Annotated in this window: 18 protein-coding genes; 6 read left to right on the top strand and 12 right to left on the bottom strand. The window is 29.4% G+C overall.

From position 1 onward, the window contains the following. Window positions 1–230: 230 nt before the first annotated feature. The 3 genes from VJY38_RS02690 to VJY38_RS02680 all read right to left on the bottom strand — a co-directional run bounded on the left by VJY38_RS02690 (window position 231) and on the right by VJY38_RS02680 (window position 3,185). Window positions 231–1,454 carry a sensor histidine kinase gene (locus VJY38_RS02690; protein ID WP_353679126.1) on the bottom strand — a complete coding sequence of 408 codons (1,224 nt, stop codon included), beginning with the start codon at window positions 1,452–1,454 and terminating at the stop codon, window positions 231–233. 50 nt (window positions 1,455–1,504) lie between these two features. After that, complete coding sequence (locus VJY38_RS02685; protein ID WP_353679125.1) at window positions 1,505–2,773, bottom strand: adenylosuccinate synthase; 1,269 nt, start codon at window positions 2,771–2,773, stop codon at window positions 1,505–1,507. 67 nt (window positions 2,774–2,840) lie between these two features. Continuing rightward, window positions 2,841–3,185 (bottom strand): STAS domain-containing protein, encoded by a 345-nt coding sequence (locus VJY38_RS02680; protein ID WP_353679124.1) that lies wholly within the window; start codon window positions 3,183–3,185, stop codon window positions 2,841–2,843. Window positions 3,186–3,390: 205 nt separating this feature from the next. On the opposite strand from VJY38_RS02680, the gene VJY38_RS02675 reads away from it, so the two are divergent. From VJY38_RS02675 to VJY38_RS02650, 6 genes are read left to right on the top strand one after another with little or no spacing between them, the layout of a single operon-like run. Then, window positions 3,391–3,981: an RNA polymerase sigma factor gene (locus tag VJY38_RS02675; RefSeq protein ID WP_353679123.1), complete on the top strand. Its 591-nt coding sequence runs from the start codon at window positions 3,391–3,393 to the stop codon at window positions 3,979–3,981. A 1-nt stretch (window position 3,982) separates the two neighbouring features. Beyond that, window positions 3,983–5,137 (top strand): hypothetical protein, encoded by a 1,155-nt coding sequence (locus tag VJY38_RS02670; protein WP_353679122.1) that lies wholly within the window; start codon window positions 3,983–3,985, stop codon window positions 5,135–5,137. A 51-nt stretch (window positions 5,138–5,188) separates the two neighbouring features. Continuing rightward, window positions 5,189–7,225 (top strand): GAF domain-containing SpoIIE family protein phosphatase, encoded by a 2,037-nt coding sequence (locus VJY38_RS02665; RefSeq protein WP_353679121.1) that lies wholly within the window; start codon window positions 5,189–5,191, stop codon window positions 7,223–7,225. A gap of 39 nt (window positions 7,226–7,264) precedes the next feature. Next, complete coding sequence (locus VJY38_RS02660) at window positions 7,265–7,624, top strand: STAS domain-containing protein (RefSeq protein ID WP_353679120.1); 360 nt, start codon at window positions 7,265–7,267, stop codon at window positions 7,622–7,624. Then, window positions 7,621–8,058, top strand: coding sequence for an ATP-binding protein (locus tag VJY38_RS02655; RefSeq protein WP_353679119.1), 438 nt, complete (start codon window positions 7,621–7,623; stop codon window positions 8,056–8,058). The genes VJY38_RS02660 and VJY38_RS02655 overlap by 4 nt, the downstream gene beginning before the upstream one ends. Before the next feature lie 3 nt (window positions 8,059–8,061). Then, window positions 8,062–9,741 (top strand): GAF domain-containing SpoIIE family protein phosphatase, encoded by a 1,680-nt coding sequence (locus tag VJY38_RS02650; RefSeq protein ID WP_353679118.1) that lies wholly within the window; start codon window positions 8,062–8,064, stop codon window positions 9,739–9,741. A 39-nt stretch (window positions 9,742–9,780) separates the two neighbouring features. Here the strand turns inward: VJY38_RS02650 and secF are convergent, their stop codons facing one another. The 9 genes from secF to VJY38_RS02605 form a co-directional block, all read right to left on the bottom strand. After that, a complete protein-coding gene (gene secF, locus VJY38_RS02645) occupies window positions 9,781–10,887 on the bottom strand; it encodes a protein translocase subunit SecF (RefSeq protein WP_353679117.1) in 1,107 nt (368 codons plus the stop codon). A 52-nt stretch (window positions 10,888–10,939) separates the two neighbouring features. Further along, entirely contained in the window at window positions 10,940–12,847 is a 1,908-nt protein-coding gene (gene secD, locus VJY38_RS02640; protein ID WP_353679116.1) for a protein translocase subunit SecD, read from the bottom strand. A gap of 73 nt (window positions 12,848–12,920) precedes the next feature. Continuing rightward, window positions 12,921–13,364, bottom strand: coding sequence for a 50S ribosomal protein L9 (rplI, locus tag VJY38_RS02635; RefSeq protein ID WP_353679115.1), 444 nt, complete (start codon window positions 13,362–13,364; stop codon window positions 12,921–12,923). Between the two features lie 12 nt (window positions 13,365–13,376). Beyond that, window positions 13,377–13,589, bottom strand: coding sequence for a 30S ribosomal protein S18 (rpsR, locus tag VJY38_RS02630; protein WP_353679114.1), 213 nt, complete (start codon window positions 13,587–13,589; stop codon window positions 13,377–13,379). Between the two features lie 18 nt (window positions 13,590–13,607). Beyond that, complete coding sequence (locus VJY38_RS02625; RefSeq protein WP_353679113.1) at window positions 13,608–14,081, bottom strand: single-stranded DNA-binding protein; 474 nt, start codon at window positions 14,079–14,081, stop codon at window positions 13,608–13,610. Between the two features lie 27 nt (window positions 14,082–14,108). Continuing rightward, complete coding sequence (gene rpsF / locus VJY38_RS02620) at window positions 14,109–14,498, bottom strand: 30S ribosomal protein S6 (RefSeq protein ID WP_353679112.1); 390 nt, start codon at window positions 14,496–14,498, stop codon at window positions 14,109–14,111. A 173-nt stretch (window positions 14,499–14,671) separates the two neighbouring features. Beyond that, complete coding sequence (gene pth, locus VJY38_RS02615; RefSeq protein ID WP_353679111.1) at window positions 14,672–15,247, bottom strand: aminoacyl-tRNA hydrolase; 576 nt, start codon at window positions 15,245–15,247, stop codon at window positions 14,672–14,674. Between the two features lie 7 nt (window positions 15,248–15,254). Further along, window positions 15,255–15,893, bottom strand: a complete 639-nt coding sequence (locus tag VJY38_RS02610; RefSeq protein WP_353679110.1) for a 50S ribosomal protein L25 — start codon at window positions 15,891–15,893, stop codon at window positions 15,255–15,257. Between the two features lie 26 nt (window positions 15,894–15,919). Then, window positions 15,920–16,864 (bottom strand): ribose-phosphate diphosphokinase, encoded by a 945-nt coding sequence (locus VJY38_RS02605; RefSeq protein WP_353679109.1) that lies wholly within the window; start codon window positions 16,862–16,864, stop codon window positions 15,920–15,922. Between the last annotated feature and the right edge of the window lie 86 nt (window positions 16,865–16,950).

The following is a 16,950-nucleotide window of genomic DNA, read 5'->3' as shown; positions in this document are numbered from 1 at the left end:
TTTAAAAAAAAACTGGTATGGCTGAGGGCGACACCATACCAGTTCGATATGCTTTTATTAGGAGGGTTACCGACACTCAGGAACGAGGGCAATTCCTTTGTGTCGAGGGATTTTCCTATGCAAATATAAATAATCATTTACAAATTGCAAAGGAAAAATTTATCTCTTTAAAAAAATTATTTAAAATGTTAATAATTTTTTAAAAGTGGAAAATTAAAAAAACAATTGATTTATATTTCACTTTTACTTCGATTCAATATTATCTTAAAAGTAGTTCCTTTATTAGGAATTGATTCTTTAACAAAGATTTTTCCTTTATGATAATTTTCTATAATTCTTTTTGATAGACTTAAACCCAAACCCCAACCTCTTTTTTTAGTTGAATAGCCAGGCTTAAAAATTTCCTTTTTCTTGTTTTGCTCTATACCTTTTCCGGTATCTGAGATTTCAATGTGTACTAACTTTTTTGTAGTATAAATATTAAAGTCTATTTTACCATCTTTATTTTCAATAGCATCGAGTGCATTTTTTATTAAATTTTCTATAACCCATTCAAATAACTCAGGATTAATTTTTGCTTTTACTTCTTTATCGCCATGAATCGATAAAACAATATTTTTTCCTAATTGTGGAATTCTTCTTTCAAAATAATGAATAACTTTTAAAATAATTTCGTAAGGTGATTCATCTTTTAAATCTGCCTGTGAACCTATTTTTGAAAATCTGGTTGTAATTTTATTTAATCTATTAAGGTCATTTTTAATTTCTTCTGCAATGTCAAAAACTTTATCTGGATTATCGTAATTCATTCTTAATATTTCATTCCAGCCTAATAAACTTGAAATAGGTGTTCCTAATTGATGTGCAGTTTCTTTAGCCATTCCTACCCATATACTGCTTTGTTCATTTTTTCTTATGTAATTAAAACTTGAGTATGCAATAATTAAAAAGAAGATGGCAAACAAAATTTGAAGATATGGATAATATTTTAACTTCTCTATTATTTCTGAATCGCCATAATATAAATATTGAATTACTTTTCCATCTGGTGTTTTGACACTTATAGGAGGATGTTTACTTTTAAGTTCTTCTAATTTCTCATTTAATATTTTTTTAATCTGTGTTTTTGATAAGCCTTTTTTTATTTCAATATTTTTATATCCTATCCCGACTTCACTTGAAATAAGCTGATGGTTTTGGTCAGTTAATATTAAGGGGAAATCAATTCTTTGAATAATATTTTGAAATATAAAAGTAAGATCAGTTTCCATTGTTGTAGTGCTTGTAATGTATTCGAGACTTTTAGCATAAAGTTCTACAATTTCTTTTTCTCTTTTCTGAAGTTTATTTACAAGTGTTTGAGTGTAATACCAGGTGCCGAGTGCTATTAAAGATCCAATAATTAGCAGTAATAATTTTAATGTAAAAGCAAAAGAGCTTTTAAAAAATTTCATATTGATATTTTATTAAGAATATTTTCTGGGAGATAATAGTGAAAATGCAATTATAGTTCAATAGTTTGTTGTCTGCTTGGTCCAACCGAAATAATGCTAATTTCGAAGCCGCTCTGTTCTGATATAAAAGAGAGATAATTTTTGGCTTCGTCTGGTAAATCTTCATAACGTGTAATACTGGAAATGTCTTTTTTCCATCCAGGTAATGTTTCGTATATAGGTTTAACTTTCATGAGCTGGTTAACATCTGTAGGGAAGGATTTTAATCGTTTCCCATTAATTTCATAACCAATACAAACTTTAATTTCATCAAGGTAACTGAGTACATCAAGTTTTGTAATTGCGGCTCTTTCTATTCCATTAATCATTCTTGAATAATTTACAAGAAAAGCATCGTACCAACCACAACGTCTTGGTCTTCCAGTAGTTGCACCGTATTCAAGTCCAGTTTTTCTTAATCTTTCCCCTTCTTCGCCTGTTAATTCAGTTGGGAAAGGACCAAGTCCTACTCTTGTTGTATAAGCCTTAACAATTCCAATTACAGACATAATTTTAGTAGGAGGTAAACCAGTACCGGTACATGCACCACCTGATGTTGGATTGGAAGATGTAACATAAGGATAAGTTCCAAAATCGACATCTAACAAAGTACCCTGTGCACCTTCCAGTAATATTGATTTACCTTCAGCAATTGCATTATTCAAATAAGATGGAACATCAGTAATATACTGATCAATTTTTTTATCGAATTCAAGGTATTCTTTAATAATTTGATTAACATCTAATTCTTCGTGATTATATACTTTTTTCAATAAATTATTTTTTTCTTCAATATTAAATTTTATTTTCTCTTCAAGAACTGCTTTGTCTAACAGGTCAACTATTTTTATCCCTTTTCTTGCATATTTGTCAATATAGCAGGGACCAATGCCTCTTCCTGTAGTTCCTATTTTTCCGGCTCCACTTTCACTTATTGAATCAAGTAATTTATGATATGGCATTATCAGATGTGCATTATGGCTTATAAATAATCTTCCTTTAATACTGATGCCATTATTTTCTAAAAACTCTATCTCTTCCAGTAGTGCTTTTGGATCAATTACAACACCATTCCCTATAACACATATAACATTTTCCCTTAAAATTCCCGATGGAATTAGATGAAGGATATATTGTTTATCCCCAATTTTAACTGTATGACCAGCATTAGCTCCGCCCTGATATCGTACGACTATATCATATTTTTCTGAAAGTAAATCTACAATCTTACCTTTTCCTTCGTCGCCCCATTGACTTCCAACTACTACAGTAACACTCATTTTTCTTTAACTCCAGTATAATATTTCAAAGGAAGGATAAAATTACATCAGTTGAATTCAAATCCTATTATTGATTACTGAAACTTTTGACAGCTTCTTCAACAGATGTATAATGCTCAAATATTGTTATTAATTTTGTAATAACAAGGAGACTTTCAATTTTCTCTGTGGCATTAGCTAATTTTAAAGTTCCTCCTCCATTTTTCATTGTTGTATAACCACTGATTAACATTCCCAATCCAGAACTATTCATAAATTTACAATCGGCTAAATCAACAACTACATTTTTCTTCCCCTCATCTAATAGTTTATGTAATAGGTTACTAAATTCCTGAGCTTCAGGACCACCCATTACATTTCCTTTGAGTTCAATTACTACTGCTCCATATTTTTCATAAGTTTTTATTTTCATAATTACTCCTGGTATTAATTTTTTATTCTATATTTTGATAAAATTATTATTAAAATCTTTGCTGGGTATTATAAAAAATAAATTATATATATTGGTAGTTAAGTTATTGAATACTATTGTAAAAATAAAATATTTTTACTTTCAATGATAGAGCTTATTAAAATTTTTTTAATATAACATTATTATTTATTTATCGTCTAAAAGTATGACTTTAGAACAAAATAATGAAAAACTTGAAAATACTGCTGTTGAAAATGAAGATTTTGATCTGATAAAAAGTTTTATTGATGGCGACGAATCAACTTTTAGAACTCTTGTAATTAAACATAGAGATAAAGTGAGAAATTTAATTTTTATTACACTTGGTGATACCGAAGGGATTGATGATATTTCTCAGGATGTTTTTATAAGTGTCTATCATAAATTACGTGAGTTTAGATTTGAATCTAAATTTACAACATGGTTATATCGAATAACAATTAATAAGTGCAGAGATTATTTACGTAAAAAAAAGGTTAGAAGTATTTTTGTTCCATTAAGTGATTCCGATAGGGAATATTCATCTGGTACTTTTTCAGAAAATATTGATATTCCACAATTAGTGCGAAAGGCAATTGATAAATTACCAGAAAAATTAAAAATACCTCTCATTCTCAGAGATATTGATGGACTTAGTTATAAAGAAATAGCTGATCAACTTGGTACTGATGTTGGCGTAATTAAATCAAGAATATTTAGAGCACGAGAAAGTTTAAGAATAATTTTAGAACCATTTCAAAAAGAATTAAGATTTTGATATGAATTCTGAATTGAATGAAAAAAATATTGTTAAGAAATATTTACCAGTAACCCCAATTATTTTACTAACTTTAATACTGATACTAATATTTCGTTATAACAAAGAAAAAGTTGGAAACTTAATAGAAGAAGGGAAAAAAGACTTAGTTTCGTTTTATATGGATAATCTTTATCCAATTTTTTCAAAATCGCAGATTACTACCGAAGATATTTTCAATTTTGCTTTATTCAATACAATCCCTATCGATAAAAATAAAGATAAAGTACTTTTAATTACAGAAGACGATAAAAATAAAACAGTATTTGAAATAAAGACTCTACCTTTTAATAAAAATACTGAAAATTATGAACGATTTATTAAAGACCTTGGAATTAACAAAAAAGAAAAAGAAGATATCGATTCAATACTGAATTCGTATAAGAACGATATTACTGTTTCAATATTGGCAAACGATAAAAACACACTGGCTATAAATCCAAAATTAATAGATTTACAAAAAGTTGTTGCTGCCGATTTAATAAATTATTTATTGAAACTAAACCGAGTTAATCTCGAAAAAATATTTAATCATGATATTCGGAATAAAATTAATATAACTGAATTTATTTCTAAAATTAGAAAAAGACCTTACAAAGAATATATTTTTATAACCCCCGATTCAATCTTTAAAAAATCTTTTGTACCCGATACATCAAAGCTTTATTTAAGTGGAGATATTAGATTTCCACAACTCGGGAATCAACATAGTAAAGAAATAAGTGTTGAATTAAATTTTGATATGAATGAACATAAATTGAAAAAATTATCTTCCATTGTTGATTCAAATAAAATAATAATTAATATCCCGATTGAACTAAAGAACATGATTCCAGACTTTAATGAAAATGTCGAAGTGCAAATGAAAGAATTAGATATAGCCTTAAAAAAACTTAATGAACAATTAAATATTAAAATTAAGAGTCATGAAAGGAAAGAAGAAACAAAAAAAATAAAAGAGTTTAAATTCATAAACCCCGTCGATATTATAAATAAACAATCAAAAGCATTTGAAAAAACAAAAGATTGGGAAGAGTTCGGTAAAAAAATAGATTCGATGGTAAAACAATTTGAAAACGATTATTCAGATTCTATTAATAAAAAATTTAGAAAGTAATTAAAAAAGTGATCAACTAATTTCAGTATAATTATGTATACTATAAGTAAATTGAATTCAAAAATATATTTAGCTAATAAATTAGAGAATACGATTATTATATCGATATTACTTGTAGTTTATAAACTTGTTATACCCATCAACACTTCTTTAATTCCATTTATAATAAATGAACTGCTGGTTTTTGGTGTTCTTTATTTTCTTTTCAATTATGTGAATACAATAGTAGAAACTAAAAAGGAAACTCCACTTTCTTTAGTATTAAATACTGGAATTTTAGGAGCACTCATATTCTTTGTTATTTCTGTATCAAATGCACTTCTCGGGAAAAGCGTGCAGGATAGTGTTCAATCAAATTTTTTCAATTCATTAATATTTATAGCCATTGATTTTGTTTTTGTAATTGTTGCTATCTATATTTTTTCAACATTCAGAACATTATTTTTTTTGAGACAGGTTAAAGATCAATCAATTTACTTCAATACCATGCTGGCATTTTTTTCTTTAACTTTTATTTCGGATCTAAATCCTGTAAATGCATCTTATGATTATATTCACGATGCTTTTTATGTTGTTTCAATAGTTTTGATTTGCTTGAATTCCTTAAAAGTTTCCTGGATTGCATTTCTTACTAAAAAGCAAAAGGTCTATTTATTAGTTATATCAATTATTCTTTCAATTCTTTTTGGACTTAACTTTTCTTTACTTACAGAAAACGCACCAGCAAAAATTTTACTTTTTAATTTTTCATCTGGATTTTATTCCATTTATAGTTTAGTTATGATTTATGGTATGATTTATTTTGGAATAATATTTTTTACCACTTTGTTTCACTTACCTACAGCTGCAGCATTCGATAGAAAATCTGAAGAAGTTTCTTCACTTATGGATTTGACGAAATTAATTACACAGGTTTTTGACTTTAAAGAACTTGCAGATACAATTACTTCAATAACTACAAAAGTATGTAACTCGTATTCTGCCTGGCTGATTACTATAAAAGAAAATAATTATGAATTAAATTCAGTTAAAAATATTGCTTATGTTGATGCAGATAACATTACAAAAGTAACGCTTCAAAAGATTAAACTTATTGATGATGTTCAAATACTGGATTATAGTTATTTAAATCAATTATTTCAGGAAACTCCAATTGAATATAAATCCATTGCAATTGCACCTCTAAAAGTACATGGAAATATAAATGGTTATTTATTTGCTGCAAGAAAACACGAAATAAATTTTGACGAAGAAGATAAACGTTCAATCCAAGCATTTGCATATTATGCTGCTGTTGCACTTGAGAATGCTAAGTTAATTGCTCAATCAATTGAAAAAGAAAGATTAGAAAAAGAACTTGATGTAGCAAGAGATGTTCAAAGAAAAATTCTTCCTCATAAAATTCCTTCATCAAGTGAGTTGGAAATATCTGCATTATTTATACCAGCATTCGAAGTAGGTGGAGATTATTATGACTTTTTTGAACTTGATGAGAATAACCTTGGTTTTGCTGTTGCAGATGTTTCTGGTAAAGGAATAACTGCTGCATTTATTATGGCAGAGATTAAAGGAATTTTTGAATCATTATCGAAAATAATTTTTGAACCAAGAGAAATGTTAATAAAAATAAATGATATTCTTAAAAAAAGTCTTGATAAAAAAAGTTTTATTACTGCTGTTTATGGAATAATAGACAAAAAAAATGGTATTCTGAATTTTGTAAGAGCAGGGCATCCTCCTGCAATTTATTGTTCACAAAATAAGACTGAAAGATTACTTCCATCAGGTATTGGACTTGGACTTGACTATGCAAATGTATTTGGAAATACTTTAAAAGAAATGCAAATTAAGCTTAAAGATGGAGATATTGTTGCATTTTACTCGGATGGTATACCAGAAGCTAAGAATGCAGAATATAAAGATTATGGCTATGATAGATTTGAAAGTATAATTCAAAAAAATTGTTGTAAATCTATTGATGAAATATCAAACGAAATTATAAAAGACTTAACATTGTTCTCAAAAGATAATACACAACACGATGATATTACTCTTGTACTTTTCAGGTGGAACTCAAATAAAAAATAATATCTTGATTTAAAATCAAGAAAAAAATTGGAGAAGTAAATGGCAGATTTTAATGTAAATCTTAGACGATTTGAATCCGTCAGCATAATTGATGTTAAAGGTTATCTTGATGCACATACAGCACCAATGCTGGAAAGTGTTTTCAATAAGCTTTTAGAAGAAAAGAATTTTCGCGTTGTTGTTAACTTTAATGAACTAAATTATATAAGCAGTGCAGGTCTTGGTGTTTTTATGGCATATATTGAAACCATGCGTCAGAATAATGGTGATATAAAATTTACTAATCTTAAAGACAATGTATATAATATCTTTGATTTACTTGGATTTCCACTATTGTATGAATTTTATAAAGACGAAAAAGAAGCAATAAAAAAATTTATAGATCAGGAAAAGTCTTGAATCAATTGAAAAAAAATTTTGAAAAAATACTTGTTGTAGAGAGTACTACAGAGAATCTATCGAAGGTAAGGGAATTTACAAAAAATGCAGCAGTAGAATGTAAATTCTCTGAAGATACTATTGAAAAAATAGTATTAGCAGTAGACGAAGCATGTACAAATATTATTAAGCACGCCTATAATTATTCTCCTGATGGAATTATTAACATTTCTATAAAAGTAAATAATGGGAAATTTATTGTAACAATAATAGATCACGGAAAAACTTTTAATCCAGATACTATTCCAGAGCCTGACGTAAGAGAATATTACAAACAAAAAAAAGTTGGTGGTTTGGGAATGTATCTTATGAAAAAATTAATGGACGAAGTAATTTATTCTACTCTCGGGGATAATAAAAATCAGGTGGTTTTGGTTAAATCGCTTGAAAATTAAGAAATGCAAAAATTAGATAATACTACAGCCTTAAGAAATCTTTCAGCCCTTATAGACTTTAGTAATCTTATAAACTCAAGTCTTGATTTAGATTTTACATTAAATAATATCCTGCTTACATGCCTTGGTAAATTTCATACTACAAAAGGAATAATAGCACTGGTTAATGATTCATTGATTTTAGAAGTTAAAGCATCAAAAGGTGTATCGGAAAATGTAATAAAATCTTTTCCAGCTCTAAAAGTCGAAGAAATTTATAACAAACAAGAATTTAATGAATATCTAATTTCTAATAGTTTTGAAATTTTACAAACAATAAATTCTTCTGCAGGTGTAAAAGGAATTTTAATATTAGGTAAAAAGTTTACTAATCTTCCTTATGATGAAAGCGATAAAGAATTTTTAAAAACAATCCTTAATGTAGGAGCTACTGCTATTGAAAATTCTCTTATTGTAAATAAACTCAAAAGTGTAAATAGGGAATTAGATACCAAAGTTAATCAACTAAAATCTCTTTTTGATTTAAGTAAAGAATTCAGTGGAATACTTCAACCAGATAAAATTGGGAAACTTTTAGTTTATACGTTGATTGGTCATCTGCTTGTATCGAATTATGCTGTTATAGTTTGTGAAAAAGATAATTATACTTTTCTTGAAAGTAGCTTTAATGAAAATAACTTAAAAACTTTTTTGAATGAATGTCTGGCAAATAAATTTGATAAACCAGTTCTTTCAAATGAATTAAAGAAAAATTATTCTACAATTTATAATGCTGGTATTGAATTAATTGTACCAATGCAAATAAAAGGTGAAACTAAAGGATTAATATTACTTGGTAAAAGAAAAAATAATCTGCCATATTCACAAACAGATATCGAATTTATTTCTTCACTTGGTAGTTTAGCAATTCTCTCGATTGAAAATGCTAAACTATTTAAAGAGATGCTCGAAAAACAAAGAATGGAAAGAGACCTTGAGACAGCTCGAAATATTCAGAAGAATCTTTTACCAAAAACAATTCCTGAACTATCAAATTTAAGTTTAGTGGCTTATAATATTTCTGCAAAAATTGTTGGTGGAGATTATTATGACATTGTTAAACTGGATGATGACAATGTTCTTATAGCCATAGCAGATGTATCTGGGAAGGGAGTATCTGCATCACTTTTAATGGCAAATTTACAGGCATTTTTAAAATCTATTTGTAAACAAAAACTTCCTTTGAACGAAGCAACTAATTTGATTAATGACTTAGTTGTAGAAAATACAATGATGGGAAATTTTATAACATTTTTCTGGTGTATTTTTAAGAATTCAACCAAACAATTAACCTATGTTAATGCAGGTCATAATCCACCTTTGTTGATAAGAAATTCAACAATTACAAAATTAAAGAAAGGGGGAATGATTCTTGGTTTTCTTCCCACTACAGTTACATACGTTTCCGAAACCATTCAACTTGAAAGTGATGATGTAATTGTTATGTTTACAGATGGTATAACCGAAGCGATGAATAAAAATTTTGAAGAATATACCGACGAACGACTTGAAAAATTAGTTTTAGAAAATTCCAAAGATGAACCTGAAAGTATTTTAGAAAAAATTAAAGAAAGTGTAAATGAATTTATAGGTGGTGCAGAACAGAATGATGATATAACCTGTCTTATAATGAAAGTTAGATAAAAAAAGAGACGCCGTAAAGACGTCTCTAATCAGGGGGGATTAAAATTCAATTTTACGATTAGTTCTATTTGCTACTTCGAGCACAAAAGCACTCGCCACAAAAATTGAAGAATAAGTTCCAGTTATCATACCAATAAACAAAGCGAAAGCAAAACCTCGTAAAACTTCGCCACCAAATATTAATAGTATAATTATGGTTAGTATTGTTGTAAATCCAGTTATGAGAGTTCTGCTCATTGTTTTGTTTATAGCACGATTCATATTTTCTTCTAAAGACAGAGATTTATGCAATTTCATTTGCTCACGTACTCTATCGAATACAATTACAGTGTCATTAATAGAATAACCAACTAATGTAAGAAATGCAGCTACAACACTTACTGTGATTTCTAAATTTAATCCAGGTATTACTCCATATAACACTGCAAATAATCCAAGTGTAATAAGAATATCGTGGAATAGTGCAATTACAGCACCCAATGCGAATGTAAATTTAAATCTAAAACCCAAGTAAATTAAAATAACAATTAATGATAACATCACTGCGATTACGGCATCGGTCTTTAATTCCTTACCAACCTTTGGTCCAACTTTGTCTTCTTTAAGTACATTAAATGGATTATCTTTGAATTTTTCAGCAAGATTTTCTTTTATCCAGTCAGAAATACCAAGACGAACAATTATTGCTGTGTTAGATTGTTCTTCAGAAACTTTTACAGTTTGAAAACCTGCTTCAAATAATTTATTATTTATAATTTCTGCAGACTGATTATCCGGGAAGTTATATGTAATAGAATTTTGAGTAGAATCAATGATTTTTTTATTAACACCGGGCAAAGTATTTGCAATTATTGTTTCAATTCTTGATTTTACTTTTGGTATTACATTCGATGGTAATTCCTGCAACTCAGTTCTTAATAATATACCGGTTGATCCACCAAATGTTTTGACTTCAACATTTCCAAGACCAATTTTATCAATTTCATTTCTTATTTTTGCAATGTCTATTGGTTTTTCGAATTGAATTGCTACTTCTGTACCACCTTTAAAATCGATACCAAATTGAAGTCCACGAAAAAGAATATTGAGTAAACCAATCAATAATATTGCAGAAGAAACAACATAGAATGTTGTTCTTTTACTCATGAAGTTAATATTTAAATTCTCGAATAGGCGCATCTATTTAAGTTCTCCTTTATTAACCAACATTAATTTTGTATCCCTTTGATAGCATATAATCAAATATCATACGAACTAATACTAACGCAGAGAATAAACTTGTAATAATACCAATCATAAGTGTTAATGCGAACCCCTGAACTGGACCACTACCAAATTGATATAGAATGATACCAGTAAAGAAAGTAGTAATATTTGAGTCGAAAATAGCTGAAAATGAATGTTTAAATCCGGCATCAACTGCAGCCCTATCAGTTTTTCCTGTTGCTAATTCTTCTCTTATCCTTTCATATATAATAACATTTGCATCGACTGCCATACCCATTGTTAATACAATTCCAGCAATACCAGGTAATGTTAATGTAGCCTGGAAACCAGCAAGAACACCAAGTATTAGTAGCACAGTAACAATTAAACCGAGGTCTGCTATAGTACCGGCTTTTTTATAATAAAATGCCATAAAGAGTGCAACGAGGAGATATCCAAATAAAACAGAATTAGAACCTTGTTTAATAGAATCCTGACCCAGTGAAGGACCAACGCTTCTTTGTTCGATAATATCAACTGGAGCAGGAAGTGCACCAGCTTTTAATACAATTTCAAGAAGTTTTGCTTCATCAAGATTTGGAATTCCACTAATCTGTGAATTTCCTGAAGGTATTTTATTTTGAATTACAGGAGCTGAATAAACGACTCCATCGAGTACAATAGCGCATCTTTTTCCGATGTTTGAACCGGTAATTCTTGCCCATTCTCTGGCACCTTCAGAATTCATTTGCATGGTAACAATAGGAGCTGATGTTGTAGGGTCTATATTAGATTGAGCATCTACAATTACGCCGCCTGTTAATTCTGGATTTTTGTTTAAAATGTATAATCTATAATAATTGGCTCCATCAGGACCTTTTTCTGGCCTTGCATCATAAAGAAATTCAATATTATCGGGAATAACTTTTTTAACTTCGGGTCTTTCAAGATATGCATTTAATTTTTGTCGATCAGTTTCTTTTACAAATGCATCTGGTATTCTTCCCTGAGGATCAATTAATCTTGCAATTGCAAAAAATGGATGTTCTTTTGCAAATTGTTCTTCTGTTAAGTTTTGTTGTTTAGCGGTATCTGCTTTTGCAGTTTTTGTAGTATCTAAGGAAATTGTATCACCTCTAAGTGAAGCTGCCAAAACTTCATCAATGCGTTTCATAATTGGTATAGCAATATCTGCATCTTTTACCAATCTAAATTCGAGTAATGCTCTTCCTTGTAGTAATCTTTTGGCTTCTTCTTCGCGTGCAATACCCGGGAGTTCAATTACAATTCTTCTTGAGCCCTGTTTTTGAATATTAGGTTCAGAAACTCCATATTGATCAACTCTATTACGAATAATTTCAATTGCTCGTGTAACAGCATCTGCTTCTTGTTCTAATAATCGAGAAATTATTTTATCGTCGTCTTCACGTATTGAACCAAAATATCTACTCAAACGAATTCCTTTTTCAGACATTTTACGAGCAAGAATTGAGACAACATTTTCATCAGAAATTTTTGATTCTGCTTCTGCTTCTTTTAAGATTTCATTGAATTGATCATCAGGGTCTTTAGCTAATTTTTCAAGGAGTTTGGCAGTATTAACTTCCATTACGAGATACATACCACCTTGCAGATCAAGACCAAGCTTAACTCTTTTCTCACGAGCTGCACGATAGTCTGGATTATTAGATAAAATACTATCTCTTTTATTGTTAATGAATTCTTTAATTTGAATTGCTGATAAATCAGGATTGCTCTTTTTTAAACTGTCTTCTAAAGTACTAAGTTGTTTGGTAACAATTTGATTATTACGATAATCTTTGTAGGTAGGAATTAAAAGGTAGACAGAAAGAGCAATAAAACCTAAAACCAGCAATAGCCTGAATCTTATCTCTTTCATTCCGTATCTTAATTTTAGTTTGTGAATTAGTTAGTTGGAAACAATAAAAAGCCGGTATTGAACCGGCTTAAATTTATTCTCTTACAACCCAAGCTTTAACAGTAGCTGTAACTTGCTGATGTAGTTTTATTGATACACTATAAATACCGAGTGATTTAATTGGTTCGGTAATTTCAATTTTGCGTTTATCTAAGTCGAATCCTTTTTCTTTTAGTGCATCAGCAATCATCTGATTAGTTACAGTACCAAAAATTTTATCTTCTTCACCAACCTTTACAGGAATGGTAATCGATACTTTTTCAAGCTCTGCTGCTAAAGCCTGGGCAGCTTGTAGTTCTTTAGCTTCTTTTTTAAGAATTTGTCTTTTTTCTTCTTCTAATGCTCGTATATTGCCTTTTGTAGCCTGATAAGCTATTTGGCGAGGAATAAGATAATTCCTTGCATAACCATCTTTAACAGTTACTATATCACCAACTTTACCAAGCTGTTCAAAGTTTTTTCTTAAAATTACTTTCATTATAGTCTCCTTTTACTTAACAGCTTCTGCAACGAAAGGTAGAATTGCAAGGTGACGAGCTCTTTTTATTGCTCTGACTAACTGACGATGTTGTTTAGCACTTAATCCAGTAATACGGCGGGGAATTATCTTCCCCTGATCCGTAATAAATTTCTGGAGTTGCTTGGCATCTTTGTAGTCGATATAACCTTCAATAATTCTTTTTATTTTTTTTGTACTTTTCATTTTTTACTCTAAATTGTCTTATTTGTTATCTTTCATCAGATCAGATTCTTCATCGGTCAAGAATTTGTCGAATGAATTATCTTCATAATCTGAATCATCACTCTCAGCAACAACGTCGTTATTCTCTCCATTGTTCTGTGATTTATTAAATTTGTTCAGAAATTGAATTCTCTTTGCTTTGATTTCAACAATTGTTCTGTTTTTTCCATCTTCTGTTTTAAATGTTCTACTTTGTAATTCACCATCAATTAAAACAGCACTGCCTTTCTTGAGGCGATCTCTACAACTATCAGCTAATTTGTTCCATGCAACAACCCCTACATAGCAAACATCTTCTTGCCATTGGTTGTTGCTGTCTTTGTATCTTCTATTAGCTGCTATGTGGAAATTAACTACAGGTGTGTTATTTGATGTTTGTCTGAATACAGGATCTTTTGTTAAGTTTCCTGCTACTATTACACTGTTTAGTTCTGGCATCTTTAATTCAGCCATCGTAACCTCCATGCTTAACTTAGTTTGTTATTCGATACTTTCGTTATTTGAATTTATAACTTCTTCTGAAGATTGCTCTTCAGATTTGGAAGCTTCTTTTTGTTTTTTAATTGCTTCTAATGCAAACTTATCTAATGTTACTGTTAAATAGCGTATTATATTTTCATCTAATCTGTAATTTCTTTCAAGTATACTGATTAGATTTGTAGGTGCATTAAAACGGAAAATTACATAATATCCGCTCTTTGCTTTTTGAATAGGATAAGCCAAACGCTTACGGCCCCATCTGTCAATATCAAATATTTCACCACCGTGTGTGGTGATAAATTCCTGCAACCGTGAAATGGTTGCTTCAATTTGTTCGTCTTCAAGTGCTGCATTTAATATTACAACACTTTCATAACTTTTTGTACGCATTATTTTTCACCTCCCTTTGGACTTAAAGGCCCCTTCTTATTTATTAGAAGGAGCAGGGTTTTTAATTAAATTAGGTCTCAAAAATAAAATTATTTTACAAGCCTTGCAATATAATTTATTATTGCATTTTAGTTTAGTTAAAATATAAAGAAATTAATAAATTTTGAAATATTTCATAAAATCTTCTTGTTTGTAACACTATAGTAATCAGACATTAATTTATAACCACCCAAAGTAAATTTTTCTATAAGTTCTACAGAAAAGTTTATACTGTTATTAATTTCTTGAAATTCATCTTCTGTAAATTCACTTAAGACATAGTCTGCCATTTCATCTTTCTTGAAATCTTTTCCTATACCAAATCTTAAGCGGGGGAATTGATTGCTTTGAAGATAATTAATTATTGATTTTATCCCATTGTGTCCACCATCGCTACCTGTTTTTCTTAATCTAATTTTACCTAAATCAAGATTTACATCATCGACTACAACTAAAAGATTTTCCATTTCTACTTTGTTTTCGGATAAAAATTCTTGAACTGCAATGCCACTCAAGTTCATATAAGTAGTAGGTTTTATCAAAAAAAACGTGGAAGATCCGGTCGTACCTTCCACATAATAATAACTAGATTTTTTTTTAAAGTGAAGATTGTGTTTTTCAGCGAATCTATCCAGTATTATAAACCCAATGTTATGTCTTGTCAATTCATATTTTTTGCCGGGATTGCCCAGGCCTACAACCGAATACAAGACTTAATTATTCCTCTTTTTCAACTTTACCTTTAGCAATTACTTCGGGTTCTTTTTGAGTTTCTTCACTCTCTACAGGCTGTTCAACTTCAACAGCAGCTCTTTGATGTATAACAGATGCTATAATAACATCTTCATGGTGAAGTATTCTTATATTTTCAAGCTTTAGATCTTTAACATGAATAGATTCACCAATTTTTAAATTTGATATATCAACAACAATATGTTCTGGAATATTATTGGGAAGACATTCAATTTTAAGTCTATGCATTTGATGTTGCAATAAACCACCCTCTTTAATACCAATTGCGGTTCCCTGAATAACAACAGGTACTTCTAATTCTATTTTTTGATCTAGAGAGATTCCCATAAAATCACAGTGTATTATTCTGTCGGTTACAGGATCAAGTTGATAATCTTTTAATATTGTTTTTATTGGTTCAGAATCATCAATTGTTAAATTAACAATGTGTGTTTCTGAAGTATAAACAAGAGGTCTTAATGATAATTCTGGAACATAAATTGGAACTGGCTCAGTTCCTTTGGAATAATAAATACCCGGAACATTTCCTGCTTTTCTTAATTTATTAACCACACTTTTTGTTGATATGGTTCTTCTTTTTGCTTTAATACTTATTTCTAACATTTTAATTAACTCCTAATTATACTTAACTAAATTTTATCTTTATCTATATCAAAAAGCGAACTTATTGATTGATTTCTATTAGACCTAATTATGGCTTCGGCTAATAGCGAAGAAGCAGATTTTACAACTATTTTTTTTGATTTTTCTTTTAATGGAATACTATCTGTAACATACAATTTTGTAATTGGTGATTGATCTATTTTTTCTATTGCATCTCCTGATAATAGTGGATGTGTAATTGCTCCATAAATTTCTTTTGCTCCATTTTCTTTTAATTTTTCAACAGCTTTAACTATTGTACCACCTGTATCGATTAAATCATCAACAATCAATACGTTTTTACCATCGACATCACCAATTAAATTCATTTCTGCAACTTCGTTATGTTTTGCTCTCTTTTTATCTATTACAACTAAACCTGCATTTAATCTATTTGCATAAGAACGAGCCAGTTTTATTCCACCAACATCAGGTGATGCAACTACAAGATTTTTGATTTTACCTTTAAATAAAGGTGTAAAAATTGGTGACGCATAAAGATGATCAAATGGAATATCAAAAAATCCCTGTATTTGAGCTGCATGTAAATCCATAGTAATTACTCTATCTGCACCCGCCACAGTAATTAAGTTAGCAACTAACTTTGCAGAAATTGATACTCTTGGTTGATCTTTGCGATCCTGTCGTGCATAACCAAAATATGGAAGAACAGCAGTAACACGCTTTGCTGATGCTCTTTTAGCAGCATCGAGCATTATTAATAATTCCATTAAATTCTCTGCTGGCGGTTGCGTGGGTTGAACAATGTATACATCCTGGCCACGTACATTATCAATAAATTTTGTCCAGATTTCACCATCATTAAATCTTTTAATATAAACTTTTCCTTCTGGTAATTTAAGGTACTTGCAAATTTTTTTTGTTAATTCTGGATTTGCACTACCAGAGAAAATTAATGGTTCTGTTTCCAACTTAAATTTATTATATGTTTTTAAAAATTGCTGCGAAATATAAGTAAATCAAAAAGGTTAGTCAAACCTGTGATTTTAGCTTACAT

Origin of the sequence: Rosettibacter firmus (assembly GCF_036860695.1) — a bacterium.
GTDB lineage: Bacteria > Bacteroidota > Ignavibacteria > Ignavibacteriales > Melioribacteraceae > Rosettibacter > Rosettibacter firmus.
Note: the sequence above shows the minus strand (reverse complement) of the source record. Positions and strands in the feature narration are given on the sequence as shown.

What these genes read in the sequence shown, in the direction of transcription:
- VJY38_RS02660 (WP_353679120.1), top strand. Translation starts at nt 7,265, where the DNA reads ATGGCAGATTTTAATGTAAATCTTAGACGATTTGAATCCGTCAGCATA.
- secF (WP_353679117.1), bottom strand. Translation starts at nt 10,887, where the DNA reads ATGAGTAAAAGAACAACATTCTATGTTGTTTCTTCTGCAATATTATTG.
- VJY38_RS02670 (WP_353679122.1), top strand. Translation starts at nt 3,983, where the DNA reads ATGAATTCTGAATTGAATGAAAAAAATATTGTTAAGAAATATTTACCA.
- rpsF (WP_353679112.1), bottom strand. Translation starts at nt 14,498, where the DNA reads ATGCGTACAAAAAGTTATGAAAGTGTTGTAATATTAAATGCAGCACTT.
- secD (WP_353679116.1), bottom strand. Translation starts at nt 12,847, where the DNA reads ATGAAAGAGATAAGATTCAGGCTATTGCTGGTTTTAGGTTTTATTGCT.
- VJY38_RS02650 (WP_353679118.1), top strand. Translation starts at nt 8,062, where the DNA reads ATGCAAAAATTAGATAATACTACAGCCTTAAGAAATCTTTCAGCCCTT.
- VJY38_RS02685 (WP_353679125.1), bottom strand. Translation starts at nt 2,773, where the DNA reads ATGAGTGTTACTGTAGTAGTTGGAAGTCAATGGGGCGACGAAGGAAAA.
- rplI (WP_353679115.1), bottom strand. Translation starts at nt 13,364, where the DNA reads ATGAAAGTAATTTTAAGAAAAAACTTTGAACAGCTTGGTAAAGTTGGT.
- VJY38_RS02690 (WP_353679126.1), bottom strand. Translation starts at nt 1,454, where the DNA reads ATGAAATTTTTTAAAAGCTCTTTTGCTTTTACATTAAAATTATTACTG.
- VJY38_RS02680 (WP_353679124.1), bottom strand. Translation starts at nt 3,185, where the DNA reads ATGAAAATAAAAACTTATGAAAAATATGGAGCAGTAGTAATTGAACTC.
- VJY38_RS02625 (WP_353679113.1), bottom strand. Translation starts at nt 14,081, where the DNA reads ATGGCTGAATTAAAGATGCCAGAACTAAACAGTGTAATAGTAGCAGGA.
- rpsR (WP_353679114.1), bottom strand. Translation starts at nt 13,589, where the DNA reads ATGAAAAGTACAAAAAAAATAAAAAGAATTATTGAAGGTTATATCGAC.
- VJY38_RS02675 (WP_353679123.1), top strand. Translation starts at nt 3,391, where the DNA reads ATGACTTTAGAACAAAATAATGAAAAACTTGAAAATACTGCTGTTGAA.
- VJY38_RS02610 (WP_353679110.1), bottom strand. Translation starts at nt 15,893, where the DNA reads ATGTTAGAAATAAGTATTAAAGCAAAAAGAAGAACCATATCAACAAAA.